This is a genomic window from Streptomyces sp. NPDC102402 (genome assembly GCF_044765765.1).
Taxonomy (GTDB): Bacteria; Actinomycetota; Actinomycetes; order Streptomycetales; family Streptomycetaceae; genus Streptomyces.
In genome coordinates, this window is sequence record NZ_JBIWKR010000016.1 from 88,491 (window position 1) to 102,805 (window position 14,315).

General features: G+C 71.5%; 10 protein-coding genes. 3 read left to right on the forward strand and 7 right to left on the reverse strand.

The genetic code is table 11. The annotated features are described in order from the left end of the window. Positions 1-216: 216 nt before the first annotated feature. From ACIRJR_RS31395 to ACIRJR_RS31415, 5 genes are all read right to left on the reverse strand, one after another. The gene (locus ACIRJR_RS31395) at positions 217-1,701 is read right to left on the reverse strand and encodes a peptidoglycan D,D-transpeptidase FtsI family protein (protein WP_403786894.1); all 1,485 of its coding nucleotides are present in this window, start codon (positions 1,699-1,701) and stop codon (positions 217-219) included. 136 nt (positions 1,702-1,837) lie between these two features. Next, positions 1,838-2,683, reverse strand: a complete 846-nt coding sequence (locus ACIRJR_RS31400; protein WP_403786896.1) for an LLM class F420-dependent oxidoreductase — start codon at positions 2,681-2,683, stop codon at positions 1,838-1,840. 287 nt (positions 2,684-2,970) lie between these two features. Then, positions 2,971-4,539: an APC family permease gene (locus ACIRJR_RS31405; protein ID WP_403786898.1), complete on the reverse strand. Its 1,569-nt coding sequence runs from the start codon at positions 4,537-4,539 to the stop codon at positions 2,971-2,973. 299 nt (positions 4,540-4,838) lie between these two features. After that, a complete protein-coding gene (locus ACIRJR_RS31410; RefSeq protein WP_403786900.1) occupies positions 4,839-6,758 on the reverse strand; it encodes an AMP-dependent synthetase/ligase in 1,920 nt (639 codons plus the stop codon). 215 nt (positions 6,759-6,973) lie between these two features. Then, complete coding sequence (locus tag ACIRJR_RS31415) at positions 6,974-8,251, reverse strand: acetyl-CoA C-acetyltransferase (protein WP_403786902.1); 1,278 nt, start codon at positions 8,249-8,251, stop codon at positions 6,974-6,976. A 74-nt stretch (positions 8,252-8,325) separates the two neighbouring features. On the opposite strand from ACIRJR_RS31415, the gene ACIRJR_RS31420 reads away from it, so the two are divergent. Then, positions 8,326-9,648 (forward strand): 3-oxoacyl-ACP reductase, encoded by a 1,323-nt coding sequence (locus tag ACIRJR_RS31420; RefSeq protein WP_403786904.1) that lies wholly within the window; start codon positions 8,326-8,328, stop codon positions 9,646-9,648. A 2-nt stretch (positions 9,649-9,650) separates the two neighbouring features. Then, entirely contained in the window at positions 9,651-10,580 is a 930-nt protein-coding gene (locus tag ACIRJR_RS31425; RefSeq protein ID WP_403786906.1) for a MaoC/PaaZ C-terminal domain-containing protein, read from the forward strand. 11 nt (positions 10,581-10,591) lie between these two features. Here the strand turns inward: ACIRJR_RS31425 and ACIRJR_RS31430 are convergent, their stop codons facing one another. Then, on the reverse strand, positions 10,592-11,212 hold the full coding sequence (locus ACIRJR_RS31430) for a TetR/AcrR family transcriptional regulator (protein WP_403787035.1): 621 nt from the start codon (positions 11,210-11,212) through the stop codon (positions 10,592-10,594). Positions 11,213-11,445: 233 nt separating this feature from the next. Here ACIRJR_RS31430 and ACIRJR_RS31435 point away from each other — a divergent pair, with 233 nt between their 5' ends. Beyond that, positions 11,446-12,633: an alpha/beta hydrolase family protein gene (locus ACIRJR_RS31435; protein ID WP_403786908.1), complete on the forward strand. Its 1,188-nt coding sequence runs from the start codon at positions 11,446-11,448 to the stop codon at positions 12,631-12,633. Between the two features lie 70 nt (positions 12,634-12,703). Here ACIRJR_RS31435 and ACIRJR_RS31440 read toward each other — a convergent pair whose 3' ends face one another. After that, a complete protein-coding gene (locus tag ACIRJR_RS31440; protein ID WP_403786910.1) occupies positions 12,704-14,071 on the reverse strand; it encodes a dicarboxylate/amino acid:cation symporter in 1,368 nt (455 codons plus the stop codon). Positions 14,072-14,315 lie beyond the last annotated feature (244 nt).

The following is a 14,315-nucleotide window of genomic DNA, read 5'->3' on the forward strand; positions in this document are numbered from 1 at the left end:
GAGGGCTCCGGTACGCACCGGAGCCGTGACGCGTGTGACCGGTGGCCTGTGCCGATGCGGTTGCCCGGTGCCGGCCGGCTCACACCGGAGGTCGCTCCGCCGTGTCCTCGGCCCGCACCCTGATCCCGGCCTCGCCGCGCCGCGCCCCGCCCGCTGGACCGGGCGGACGGACGGAACGACCGCATCGGCCTGCGGCGGCCCCCCGGGAACGAGGGGCTACTTGCCCAGCACCGCCTTCATCACGTTCCTCGCGATGGGGCCGCCGAGGCCACCGCCCGAGATGTCCGAGCGGGAGATGTCCATCGCCGTCGGGTCGATGAAGACGGCGACCGCCACCGAGCGCCCGTCGGAGTTCTTGCCGTAGGAGACGAACCAGCCGTACGGCACTTCCTTGCTCACGTCGTTGCCGCGCTGTGCCGTACCCGTCTTGCCGCCCACCGTCACACCGTCGATCAGGGCGCGCCGGGCGCTGCCCTCCTTGGCGGTGAACTCCATCATCTCCTGGACCTTCTTCGCCGTCTCCTCCGAGACCGCCTGGCTCATGAGCCGCGGCTCGTGCTTCTCCAGGATGGAGACGTCCGGCCCCCTCAGCTCGTCCACGATGTAGGGCTGCATCAGCTTGCCGTCGTTGGCGAGGGCCGCCGTGACCATCGCCATCTGCATCGGGGTGCTGGTGAGGCTGCCCTGTCCCATGCCGGTGAGGGCGGTGCCGGGCTTGTCCAGCTCCTCGGGGTAGAGGCTCTTCGTCGCGAGCAGGTCCCCGAAGGCCTCGGAGTAGACGTCCTCGTTGAAGCCGAACTTCTCGGCCGTCTCACGCATCCCCTCGTCGCCGACCTTGAGGGCGGCGTCCAGGAACACGTTGTTGCAGGAGTACTGCATGGCCGTCTTCATCGACGCCTTGTCACACGTCCCGTCGCCCGCCTCGCTGCTGATCGTGCTCGACGACAGCGGCAGTTTGTACGGGGAGGCGGCGTCGGTCCGGGCGTCGACGTCTGTGACGACACCGTGCTCCAGGGCGGCGGCGGCCGTCAGGATCTTGAAGGTGGACCCCGGCGGGAAGGTCTCGCGCAGCGGACGGTTGGCGAGCGGCTTGCCCTTGTCGTCGACCAGCGACTTGAACTTGTCGCCCTCCTTGAAGGAGTTGCCGGCGAAGACCGAGGGGTCGTACGAGGGGGTCGAGACCAGAGCGAGCACCTTGCCGGTCGCCGGTTCGAGGGCGACGACCGCTCCCCGGGCGTCGAGGTCGGTCAGGCCCTTGTAGGCCGTCTCCTGAGCCTTCGGGTCGATGGTCGTGACCACGTCGCCGCCGCGCCGGGGCTCACCGGTCAGGATGTCCTTGGCCTGCTGGAACGCGAACCGCTCGTCCTCGCCGCTGAGGATCTTGTCGTACGTGTTCTCCAGGAGGGACATGCCCTGCGCCTGGGAGGCGAAGCCGGTGACGGGGGCGTACATCGGGCCCTGCTTGAAGGTGCGCTGGTACTTGAAGTCGGTCCCCTCGACCTCCTTCGACCCCGTGATCGCCTTGCCGCCCACGATGATGTCCCCTCGCGGGGTGGCGAACTGGGTGATCTTGACCCGGCGGTTGTGCTCGTGGGTGGCCAGCTCCTCGCTCTTGGCGTACTGAAGCCAGTTGGCCCTGATCAGCAGAGCCAGCATCAGCAGCCCGCAGAAGATGGCTATGTGCCGCAACGGCCTGTTCATCGTGCTCCCGCTCCCAGGCAGCCGGGTACACACGCACGCGGGCCGCACCATCGATGTCCGGAGGTGATAGATGCGATTTTAGCGTCGGCGGTTCCACCGGACGATCACCTCGGGCGGTCTTCCGGCCACATACCCCTCACAAGTACGCCGCGAACGCGTCCAGTGCGCGCAGCACCTCGGGTTCTTCCGCCGGGGGCAGTTGCAGGACGACCTCGTCGATGCCCAGGTCCGCGAAGTGCGCGAGCTTCCCCGGAGCGGGCCGGACGGCGTAGGGCACCACCTGGAGCTGCTCCGGGTCACGGCCCGCCTCCTCCCAGGCAGTACGCAGCTTGGGCACGGACTCCGACAGGCCGCGCCCGCCGATCGGCAGCCAGCCGTCCGCCTCGCGGGCGATCTGCGCGAACAGTCGCGGTCCGGCGGCCCCGCCGAGCAGGGTGCGCGGGCCGTTCACCGGGCCGCGCGCCTTCTGCACCGGCTTCGGATAGGCGTGACTCGCCCTGACGGAGCCGAACTCACCTTCGTAAGCGGTCGGTTCGTCCGCCCACAGGGCGCGCATCAGGGCCAGCCGGTCGCTGCCGAGCGCACGCCGGGTCGACCACTCCACGCCGTGGTCGGCGGCCTCTTCCACGTTCCAGCCGAAGCCGACGCCGAGCGTGAGGCGGCCGCCCGAGAGGTGGTCCAGTGTGGCGGCCTGCTTCGCCAGGCCGATGGGGTCGTGCTGGGCGATCAGCGTGATCCCGGTCCCCAGGGCCAGCCGTTCGGTGACGGCCGCGGCCTGTCCCAGCGCGACGAAGGGGTCGAGGGTGCGGCCGTATTCGGCCGGCAGATCGCCGCCCACGGGGTACGGGGTGTCCCTGCTGACGGGAATGTGGGTGTGCTCCGGCAGATAGAGACCGGCGAATCCCCTCTGCTCCAGCTCGCGAGCGAGCCGGACGGGCGTGACCGTCTCGTCGGTGAGGAAGATCGTTGTGGCGATCCGCATGCGAGGCACCTCCGTCGTCGTCCGTGACGACTCCAAGGTATGCGCCGGAACCGGCCCGCGACCCCACCGCGCACCCCGTCGACCCTCTCGGACGCGACCGCCGTGGGATTCCCGCCGGGAACGGGCAAGTCAGTAACCTGAGTTCGATTCTGTCCGGTCCGTCGCGGGAGGCTTTCACGGGTCACGGCCGGGAAGGCGTCGCCCTCGGGCGCGCGGACTGATCCGGCCCTCGGGCGCGCGGACTGATCCGGCCCTCGCGCCGGGCTGCCGGCGCGAGGGCCGGCCGCTCAGTCCGCGACCACGAACGCCGGGGTCTCCTTCGTCAGCACCTCGCCCCGGAAGAACGCCGGGCCCCGGCGCCGCATGGCCTCCATCAGCACCACACCGAGCAGCAGCAGCCCGACGCCGATGACGAAGACGGAGCCGATTCCGAACACGGAGGAACCGGAGCCGTACGCCGGGTCCCACATGTCGTACAGGGTCTTGCCGAAGACCGCGGCGAGCAGGACGCCCCCGACGAGGGGGAACAGGCCCTTGAAGACCAGGTCGCGGGCGGACCGGGTGAGTTCGGCGCGGAAGTACCAGGCGCAGGCGAAGGCGGTCAGTGCGTAGTAGAAGCAGATCATCAGACCGAGCGCGTAGATCGTGTCGACCAGCACGTGCTCGCTGACCAGGGTCATGACCGTGTAGAACACGCCGGTGGCGACGCCCGCCACGACCGTGGCCCGCCCCGGAGTGCGGAAACGCGGGTGGACACGGGCGTAGGAGGCGGGCAGCGCCTCGTACGACGCCATCGCCAGGACCGTGCGCGCCACCGGGATGAAGGTGGTCTGCAGGCTCGCGGCGGCGGATGCCAGTACCGCGAGGAAGAGCAGGATGCCGAGGCCGGGGCCCATGACCGGGCCGGCCAGGGCGGCGAAGACGTTGTCGGAGGTGTCCGGGTCGGCGAGGCCCAGCCCCGAGGAGCCGGTACCGACGGCCATCTGCGCGGCGATGCCGGTGGCGAGGTAGGAGCCCACCAGGACGACCATCGCGACGAGGGCGGCGCGTCCGGGCGTCTTCTCGGCCCCGACGGTCTCCTCGTTGGCGGTGAGGCAGGTGTCCCAGCCCCAGAACATGAAGATCGAGAGGGACAGCCCGGCAGTGAAGGCGCCGAAGGACCGCACCGCGAACGGGTTCAGCCACGACCAGGAGAAGTCCGTCGAGGTCGCCGCGAAGTCGCCGCTGCCCGCCTTCTGCACGGCCATCACGACGAACACCGCGAGGACCACCAGCTGGAGCGCCACGAGGGTGTACTGGATGCCCTTGGTGGCCGTCATCCCCCGGTAGCTGATCGCCGTCGCGGCGGCGATCAGGAGGAGGCACGTGAGGATGTGCACCGGCTTGCTGTCGTCCAGGGCGGCCACCGGGTCGCTGCCGGTGATCTCGCCGGCCAGCAGCCAGAAGTAGGAGGTGGCGACCCCGGCGAGATTCGACAGGACGATGATCGTGGCGATCACCAGACCCCAGCCGCACATCCACCCCAGGCGCGGACCGAAGGCCTTCACCGTCCAGGTGAACGAGGTTCCGCAGTCCGGCACGGCCTTGTTGAGTTCCCGGTACGCGAAGGCGACCAGCAGCATCGGGAGGAACCCGGCCAGGAACACGGCGGGCATCTGCGCGCCGACCTCCCCGGCGGTCGATCCGAGGGTGGAGGTCAGGCAGTACACCGGGGCGACGGTGGAGATGCCGAGGACGGCGCTCCCCATCAGGCCGACGGAATTCCCGCCGAGGCCCTTCTCGCGTACACCGCCGTCGGCCGGGGCACCTCCCCGTACCGTGTCTCCGGCCTGTGGCCGCGCGTCCAGCTCAGTCATGGAGAGGACGCTATGCGCTGCGATATCCATATCCGGAAGGTGAGACTCCCACGTCTCACCCTTGACTCTCCATGAGACAAGCGCAGTTGACCGGGTACATCAAAGGCCCCGAACGCGTCGAGCCTTTCGATCGATGCCCAGGAGTGGAGCGGGAACGTATACGAGAACCGCACCCCTGTCCGTTTTGTTGTGGTTCAAAAATTTCCCGCACCCCCTGTCGGCGCCCCTCGGCCCGGACGGTCTCCGCCCGGCGGGACGGCCACCGCGCGGTCCGGGCCCCAAGGGCGCCACAGGTCCGGCTACTTGCGGTAGAGCTCCTCGATCTCCGCGTCGAAGTCCCGCGTGATCGCGTCCCGCTTCAGCTTGAGCGACGGGGTGAGGTGCCCGCTCTCCTCCGTGAAGTCCACCGGAAGGACGGTGAACTTGCGGATCGACTCGGCGCGCGAGACGAGCCTGTTGGCCTCGTCCACCGCGCGCTGCAGGGCGGCGCGCAGTTCCTCGTCGTGGACGAGTTCCCGTATCGGGACGCCCTCCTTCTTCCGCATCCTGCGCCAGTGCGCGAGACCGTCCGCCTCGAGCGTGATCAGGGCGCTGATGAAGGACCGGTTGTCGCCGACGACCATGCACTGGCTGATCAGCGGATGGGCACGCAGCCAGTCCTCCAGCGGGGCGGGGGTGACGTTCTTGCCGCCGGACGTGATGATGATGTCCTTCTTGCGGCCGGTGATCGTGAGGTAGCCGTCCTCGTCCAGGGCCCCCAGGTCACCCGTGGGGAACCAGCCGCCCTCCAGGTACGGCGTGGCCTCACCGCGCTCGGTGTCCCAGTACCCCTGGAAGACCTGCCCGCCGCTGAGCAGCACCTCCCCGTCGTCCGCGATCCGCACGGCGGTGCCCGGCAGCGGCCAGCCCACCGTGCCCAGGCGGGGCTTGAGGGGCGGGGTGACCGTGGCGGCGGCCGTGGTCTCGGTCAGGCCGTAGCCCTCGAAGATCTGGATGCCGGCGCCCGCGTAGAACGCCGCGAGCCGGCGCCCCAGCGGGGAGCCCCCGCAGATCGCGTACTCGACGTGTCCGCCCAGCGCGGCACGTATGCGGCGGTAGACCAGCGGGTCGTACAGGGCGCGGGCGGCACGCAGCCCCAGGCCCGGCCCGGGGCCCGTGCCGTGCTCGGCGGCCTCGACCGCCTCGCCGTAGCGCCGGGCGATCCGGGCGGCGCGGTCGAAGGAGGAGACGCGGCCCATCTTCTCGGCGGTGGCACGGCCGGTGTTGTGGACCTTCTCCAGTACGTACGGGATGGCCAGCAGGAACGACGGCTTGAAACCGGCGAGATCGGCGAGCAGGTCCTCGGTCTGGATGGACGGCGCGTGCCCGAGGCGCACCCGGGCGCGCAGGCAGCCGATCGCCACCATGCGGCCGAAGACATGCGAGAGGGGCAGGAAGAGGAGAGTGGAGGCGGGGTGTTTTGACACCGACTTGAAGACCGGGTGGAGCAGCTCGATGGCGTTGTCGACCTCGGCGAAGAAGTTCCCGTGGGTCAGGACACAGCCCTTGGGCCTGCCCGTGGTGCCCGAGGTGTAGATGAGGGTGGCGGGGCTGTCCGGTCCGAGGGCTGCGCGGCGGGCGGTGACCGCGGCGTCGGGCACGTCCTTGCCGAGCGACTTCAGCCGGCCGATCGCGCCCGTGCCGAACTGCCAGAGGTGGGCGAGGTCCCCGAGCTGCTGCCGCTCCTGACTGACCAGCCGTCCCTGCTCCTTCGTCTCGACGGCGCAGGCGACGGCTCCGGAGTCCTGGAGGATCCAGCGCGTCTGGAAGGCGGACGAGGTGGGGTAGACGGGCACGGTGACCAGCCCGGCCGCCCAGGACGCGAAGTCGAGCAGCGTCCACTCGTAGGTCGTACGCGCCATGATCGCGAGCCGGTCACCGCTCTGGAGGCCCTCGGCGATCAGCCCCTTGGCGACCGCGAGGACCTCCCCGGCGAACGCGGCGGCGGTCACGTCCTGCCAGCCGCCGTCCGTCTGCTTGCGGCTGAGGACCGCCTCTGACGGGGCCTGAAGAGCGTTGTCGAAGGGGATCTCCGCGAGCGAGCCGCGCAGGACGGTCGGCGCGAGCGGCGGTACGGAGACCTCCCGTACGGCACCGTCGGCCGCTCTGACCTTGGTCGGCTCGACCAGGACGGGGACGGCGGGGGCGGCGGATACGGCGGCGGGGGCTGGCGTGGACACGAGCGGCTCCTCGACGTGGGTCCGGCGCCGGGCCCCTTTCCCTGGGCCCGGCGCCGATGCGGCTGCTGGGTGCGCGGGGTCGTTCTCGTACGGACGGACGGGCGGGCGGGGGTGCCGCGGTGGCCGCGGGGCGAGTCCGGCGCGGCCCGGGGGTGTTCCAGGATGCAGGGGCCCTGTGGAGGTCAGGGCGTCCCCTCATGCGGGTCCCGTGTGGGTCAGGGGCGCTCCAGGACGGCGGTGACCCCCTGCCCGCCCGCGGCGCAGACCGAGATCAGGCCCCGGCCGGGCGCGCCCCGCTCCGCGAGCAGCGCGGCCAGGGTCGCCACGATCCGGGCGCCCGTCGCGGCGAAGGGATGACCGGTGGCGAGGGACGATCCGGCCACGTTCAGCTTGTCCCTGTCGACGGGGGCGAGGCCCTGCTTCTCCCATGCGGCCAGGGTGGCGAGCACCTGGGAGGCGAAGGCCTCGTGGATCTCGAAGAGGTCGAAGTCGCCGATGCCCAGCCCGGCACGCTCCAGCATCCGCGGCACGGCGTACGCGGGTGCCATCAGCAGTCCGTCCTCACCGCCCACGTAGTCCACGGCGGCCGTCTCGTACAGCGACAGGTAGGCCAGGGGCTCCAGACCATGGGCCTCGGCCCACTCCTCGCTCGCCAGCAGCACGGTGGCCGCACCGTCGGTGAGCGGCGTCGAATTGCCCGCGGTCATCGTCGCGTCGGGGTGGCCGGCGCCGAACACCGGCTTCAGTGTGGCGAGCTTCTCCACCGTGGAGCCGGGGCGCAGATTCTGGTCCCGGTCCAGACCGAGGTACGGGACCACGAGGTCGTCCAGGAAGCCCCGGTCGTACGCGGCCGCGAGCCGCTGGTGGCTGGTGGCGGCCAGCAGGTCCTGGTCCTCGCGGGTCACGCCCCACTTCCGGGCGGTGACCGCCGCGTGCTCGCCCATGGAGAGGCCGGTACGCGGCTCGGCGTTGCGCGGGATGTCCGGGACGAGGTGGCGGGGCCGGACGGCGGCCAGCGCCTTGACCCGGGCGCCCGCCGACTTGGCGCGGCGCGCCTCCAGCAGGATCCTGCGGAGCCGGTCGTTGACGCCGAGCGGCGCGTCGCTCGTGGTGTCCGCGCCGCCCGCGACGGCCGAGTCGACCGCGCCGAGCGCGATCTTGTTGGCCGCGGCGACGACGGCCTGGAGGCCGGTGCCGCACGCCTGCTGGATGTCGTAGGCGGGCGTGCGCGGGTCCAGGGCGGAGCCCAGGACCGTCTCGCGCGCCAGGTTGAAGTCCCGGCTGTGCTTGAGGACCGCACCGGCGACGAACTCGCCGACCTGCTCTCCTCGCAGGCCGAAGCGCTCGACCAGTCCGTCCAGCGCGGCGGTCAGCAGGTCCTGGTTGGACGCCTGCGCGTAGGGGCCGTCGGATCGGGCGAACGGAATGCGACTGCCACCGATGACCGCGACACGGCGCGGCTGCGGAAGTGCGAGGGGAATCAACTGGACCAACTCATCTCGACAACTCCTGACCCTTGAGTAACCTTACTCTGGAGTAAATCTACGACCGAGCAGGAGTCCAGACAATGGCCGACCGCTATCTGCACGTCACCGGCACGGCACCCGGCCGCTTCCTGACCCGCAGGCTCGGCCTGCCGCAGCCCGCACGGCTGCGTCGCTGGACACTCGAAACGCCCTCACTCGACGGCCCGTTGCTCCACCTCACCGCGGGCAGCTCCCCCCACACCGAGGCGCTCGGCCCGGTACTCGCCGCGAGCGGCCTCGACGTGACCGGCCAGGCGGAACACCCGGCCGCGATCGTCCTGGACGCCACCGGCGTGACCACGGCCGCCGGGCTCGCCGGCGTGCACGCCGCGCTCCACCCCGTCGTACGGTCGCTCACCGTGGGGGGCCGCGTCGTCGTCCTCGGCACCACCCCGTCCCCCGACGACCACCACCAGGCAGCGGCCCAGCAGGCCCTCGAAGGCTTCGTACGCTCGCTCGGCAAGGAGATCGGCAAGGGCGCCACCGTGCAGCTGCTGCGGCTCGCCCCCGGTGCGAGCGCCGCCTCGGCCGAGTCCACGCTCCGCTTCCTGCTGTCCCCCCGCTCCGCCTACGTCAGCGGCCAGGTCGTCGGACTCACCGCCGACGACCCCGGCACGGTGGCCGACTGGGACGCCCCGCTCGCCGGGCGCACCGCGCTCGTCACCGGTGCCGCCCGCGGCATCGGCGCGTCCGTCGCGTCCGTCCTCGCCAGGGACGGCGCCCGGGTGATCTGCCTGGACGTCCCGCAGGCCCAGGAGGAGCTCGTCCGCACCGCCGACCGGCTCGGCGCCGGGGCCCTGCCGCTGGACATCACCGCGCCCGACGCCGCGGACCTGATCGCCGCCGCCGTCCCCGACGGCCTCGACATCCTGGTCCACAACGCGGGCATCACCCGTGACCGCCGGCTCGCCAACATGCCGGCCGACCGGTGGGCCTCCGTCATCGACGTCAACCTGGACAGCGTCCTGCGCACCACGGACGCCCTCATCGGGTCGGGCACCCTGCGCCGCGGGGGCCGGATCGTCGCCACCGCGTCCATCGCGGGGATCGCCGGCAACAACGGCCAGACCAACTACGCGGCCAGCAAGGCGGGCATCATCGGCCTCGTCCGCTCCCTGGCCCCGCGCGCCGCCGCCGAGCACGGCATCACCGTCAACGCCGTCGCCCCCGGCTTCATCGAGACGAAGATGACGGCCGCGGTGCCCCTCTTCATCCGGGAGGCCGGCCGCCGCATGAACTCGCTTTCCCAGGGGGGCCTGCCGGTCGACGTCGCCGAGACCACCGCCTGGTTCGCCCAGCCCGCCTCGGGCGCCGTGAACGGCCAGATCGTCCGGGTCTGCGGCCAGAGCCTGCTGGGGGCCTGACCATGACAGGCCTGACCTTCTCCCTCGTTCGCGGAGCCGTCACCTCACCGCTCAAGCGGGCCGGGCGTCCCGGCGCCACGCTGCCGGCCGGCCGCGAGGTGCGCCCGCCCGCCCGCGTCGCCCCCGGGCCCCTGGCCGCGTACAGCAGGGTCTGCGGCTTCGCCGAGTCGGGCCCGCTGCCGCTCACCTACCCGCACGTACTGGGCTTCCCCCTGGCCATGCGGCTCATGACGGGCCGCGACTTCCCCCTGCCGGTGCTCGGACTGGTCCACACGTGGATCGAGATCACCGGACACCGCGCCCTGCACCCGACGGACGCGCTCGAACTCACGGTGCGCGCCGCCGAACTGACGCCCCACCGGCGGGGCACCGAGGTCACGATGGTGACCGAGGCGCGGCTCGCGGGCGAGCTCGTCTGGGAATCCCGCAGCGGCTACCTCTCGCGCCACGCGAGCGGTACGAGCGGTACGGCCGGTACGAGCAGTACGGCCGGTACGAGCAGTACGAGCGGTACGGCCGGTGGAAGCGGTGAAGCAGGTACGAGCGGTGGGAGCGGTGAGGCCCCGTCCGCACCCGGCCGGGCTGCCCATCCGGAGCTGCCCGCGGTCGCCGAATGGCGGCTCCCCACCGACCTGGGGCGGCGCTACGGCGCCGCGTCGGGCGACCGCAACCCGATCCACCTGTACCCCGCGACGGCACGGCTCTTCGGCTTCCCCCGGCACCTCGCGCACGGCATGTGGACCGTCGCCCGCTGTCTGGCGGAGGCCGGGGGCGAGACCGGCGCGCCGGGCCGCATCCGGTCCGTGCGGGCGGACTTCAGGGCGCCCGTCCTGCTGCCCGCCACCGTCACGTACGCGACCGACGGCACCGCCTTCCAGATGCGCGGCGCCGGCCGCGTCCACCTCACCGGCACCATGACCCGGGAGCGCTGAGCGGGGCGGGCTCACTGCCCCCGGGACTGCCAGCCGCGCCCGTGCATGAGGTTCTCCAGGCCCGCCCACGAGAAGTTCATCAGGGTGGAGGCGGCCTCCTTCGCGGAGACACCGGGGGTGACGTTCGCCCACCCGGCGAGCGCCTCCGCCGCCCCCACCAGCGCCTGCGCGAGCCCCGCCACATCGCGGTCGGGCAGCGCGGGATCGCTGTGCGCCTCACGCGCCGCCGCCCCGATCAGACCCGTCACGAACGCAACGATCTCCTTCCGCAGCGCCCCCACCTCACTGACGAACGGCTCCCCGTGCGAGCTCGCCTGCTGGTGCAGCACGGCCCAGCCGTCCGGGTTCTCCGCGGTGTGCGTGAAGAACGCCCTCAGCCCCGACCACAGTTGGGCGTCGGCCGGAATACCCGGCTCCACTCCCGCCTGCACAGCCTCCACCAGTGCTTTCGCCTCACGACGGATGCATGCGGTGAAGAGCTCCTCCTTGGAGTTCAGATAGAGGTAGACCAAGGGCTTGGACACCCCGGCCAGTTCCGCGATCTCGTCCATCGAGGCGGCCCGGTAACCACGCTGGGCGAACGTCCGCACGGCGGCGTCCATCATCTGCTGCTCACGCACCGCGCGCGGCATCCGTTTGCTCTTCACTGCACTCACGTCAGACATCCCTCCCGCCCCCACGGCACTACTCCTCGGTAAGAGTACGGCGCGCCCCTGCCCCCGTCGTACGGAGAGGACGCGACCTGGCCACGATGGCCGGTAGTCGCCCACTACCTCAGCGGTACCCGTGTGTACGTCTCCGGTAGCCCACGGGATCACGCCTGAGGCCGACGACCGGCCGGAGCCCGCCGCCTACTGTCGCTCACATGACGATCAGACTCCGCAGACGGACCGCTGTCGCCGCCCTCGCCACCCTGGCGATGCTGGCCGCGCCCGCAGCCACCGCCCAGGCCTTATCCGGCCCCGCGCCGGCCTCCACCACGCGCGAACTGCCCCGCCCGACCGGCCCGTACCCCGTGGGCGTCGAGGTCCTCCACCTCACCGACCACGACCGCGCCGACCCCTGGGTCCCCGAGGCCGGGGACCGCGAGCTGATGGTGTCGGTCCACTACCCGGCCCGGCCGGCGGGCCCGGGGGCCACCGCCCCCTACATCAGCACGGAGGAGGCCGAGGTCATCCTGGCGCGCCTCCAGCTGGGCGATGACGCACCGGCCCGGCTCAGCTCGCTCGCGACCCACTCGCGGACGGCGGCGAAGACCGCCCGGGGCCGGTTCCCCCTGGTGCTGCTCTCCCCCGGATTCGGAAACCCCCGGGCCACGCTGACGTCCCTCGCGGAGGACCTGGCGAGCCGCGGCTACGTCGTGGCGAGCGTCGACCACGCCTACGAGGCCATCGGGGCGGCCTTCCCCGGTGGGCGGATCCTGGAGTGCGCGGCCTGCGACGCGGCCGAGACGGCGCCGGACGACGCAGCCGAGCGCGAGGTGCTGGAGAGTGTGGCGACCGGACGCGCCGCGGACCTCTCCTTCGTGCTCGACCGGCTGACCGGCCCCCGTCCCGCCTGGACGGGCTCACGCGTGATCGACCGGCGCCGGGTCGCCGCCGCCGGCCACTCCATCGGCGGCAGCGCCGCCGCCTCGACGATGCTCGCCGACCGCCGCGTCGACGCGGGGATCAACATGGACGGCACCTTCTTCGAGGAGGTTCCCGCGTCCGGCCTCGGTGAGCGTCCCTTCATGATGCTGGGGACCACGTCCTTCCACTCACCCGGCGGCGAGGACGGATCCTGGGACCGGGGCTGGCGGCACCTGGACGGCTGGAAGCGCTGGCTCGGCGTCGAGGGCTCCGGCCACTCCAGCTTCACGGACATACCCGTCCTGGAGGAGCGGCTGGGGGTGACGCTGGACCCCACGGTCACGATCTCCACCGACCGGCAGGTCCGCATCACCCGCGCCTACGTCGCCGCCTTCCTCGACCAGCACCTGCGCGGACACCACCGCCCCCTGCTCGACGGCCCCGCCCCCGGAAACCCGGAGGTCGTCTTCAACAGCCCCTGACCCCGGCCCCGCACACGGGAGCGCCCCCGGCCTCGTACGGCCGGGGGCGCTCTCCTGTGCACGGGTTCCGTCAGACGGTGACGGGCACGCCCGCCGTCTTCGCGCCCTCGGGCCCGGTCTCGGACTCGGACTCCGAGACCGGCGAGGCCGAAGCCGAGTTGTACATGTCGTGGTCGAGGATCTTCTCGCGGGCCGAGACGATCACCGGGACCAGAGCCTGTCCCGCCACGTTCGTCGCCGTCCTCATCATGTCCAGGATCGGGTCGATGGCGAGGAGCAGGCCCACGCCCTCCAGCGGGAGGCCCAGGGTCGACAGGGTGAGGGTCAGCATGACCGTGGCGCCGGTGAGGCCGGCGGTGGCCGCCGAGCCGATGACCGAGACGAACGCGATCAGGATGTAGTCACCGATGCCCAGCTGGACGTCGAAGATCTGCGCGATGAAGATCGCCGCCAGCGCCGGGTAGATCGCGGCGCAGCCGTCCATCTTGGTCGTGGCGCCGAACGGGACGGCGAAGGAGGCGTACTCCTTCGGGACGCCGAGGCGCTCGGTGACCTGCTGGGTGACCGGCATGGTGCCGACCGAGGAGCGGGAGACGAAGGCCAGCTGGATCGCGGGCCAGGCGCCCTTGAAGAACTGCAGCGGGCTGACCTTGGCGACCGTGGCGAGCAGCAGCGGGTAGACGCCGAACATCACCAGGGCGCAGCCGATGTAGACGTCGGCGGTGAAGGTCGCGTACTTGCCGATCAGGTCCCAGCCGTAGTCGGCGATCGCGTAGCCGATGAGGCCGACGGTGCCGATCGGGGCGAGGCGGATGACCCACCACAGAGCCTTCTGGAGGAGCTCCAGGATCGACTCGCTGAGGGCGAGGATCGGCTTGGCCTTCTCGCCGAGCTGGAGCGCGGCGATGCCGGCGACGGCCGCCATGAAGACGATCTGCAGGACGTTCAGCTCGGTGAACGGCGTGATGACGTCGGTGGGGATGATGCCGGTGAGGAAGTCGATCCAGGAGCCGGCGCTCTCGGGCTTGGCGCCGTCCTTCGGGGTGAGGTCGGTGCCGGCGCCCGGGTTGGTGATCAGGCCGATCGCGAGGCCGATGGCGACGGCGATCAGCGAGGTGATCATGAACCAGAGCAGCGTGCGGGTGGCCAGCCTGGCGGCGTTGTTGACCTTGCGCAGGTTGGTGATCGACACCAGGATCGCAAAGAAGACGAGGGGCGCGACGGCCAGCTTGAGCAGCTGGACGAAGATGCCGCCGACCTTGTCGAGGGTGGTGACGAGCCAGCTGACGTCCTGGCTGCGGGCGAGCCAGCCGAGCAGGACACCGAGGACCAGACCCGCGACTATCTGTATCCAGAAGGGGATGCTGGGCAGGCGGAAGCCGGAACCGGACGGCTTACCGGTTTCGGTCTCGGCGGTGGGCGCGGAATTCGCGGACACGGACACACTCCAGATGTGACGCATCGGGACGTACGAGGACAGACGTACGGTCGTGCGGTCTAACAGGGGGACGGGGGTGCGGCGCCCGCGCCAGGGGCGGCGCCGCTGCATGATGCCGGTTCAGACGTTGCGGCAACAGACCGCGGACATACAGCGGCAGAGATCGACGTGCAGGCGCACCACGAGCGTGACGCCCAAGGCGTGGTGGGTGCGCGCAACTGTCGTCATGCCGAATACGTTAACA

What these genes read in the sequence shown, in the direction of transcription:
- ACIRJR_RS31430 (WP_403787035.1), bottom strand. Translation starts at nt 11,212, where the DNA reads ATGCCGCGCGCGGTGCGTGAGCAGCAGATGATGGACGCCGCCGTGCGG.
- ACIRJR_RS31435 (WP_403786908.1), top strand. Translation starts at nt 11,446, where the DNA reads ATGACGATCAGACTCCGCAGACGGACCGCTGTCGCCGCCCTCGCCACC.
- ACIRJR_RS31420 (WP_403786904.1), top strand. Translation starts at nt 8,326, where the DNA reads ATGGCCGACCGCTATCTGCACGTCACCGGCACGGCACCCGGCCGCTTC.
- ACIRJR_RS31425 (WP_403786906.1), top strand. Translation starts at nt 9,651, where the DNA reads ATGACAGGCCTGACCTTCTCCCTCGTTCGCGGAGCCGTCACCTCACCG.
- ACIRJR_RS31395 (WP_403786894.1), bottom strand. Translation starts at nt 1,701, where the DNA reads ATGAACAGGCCGTTGCGGCACATAGCCATCTTCTGCGGGCTGCTGATG.
- ACIRJR_RS31405 (WP_403786898.1), bottom strand. Translation starts at nt 4,539, where the DNA reads ATGACTGAGCTGGACGCGCGGCCACAGGCCGGAGACACGGTACGGGGA.
- ACIRJR_RS31400 (WP_403786896.1), bottom strand. Translation starts at nt 2,683, where the DNA reads ATGCGGATCGCCACAACGATCTTCCTCACCGACGAGACGGTCACGCCC.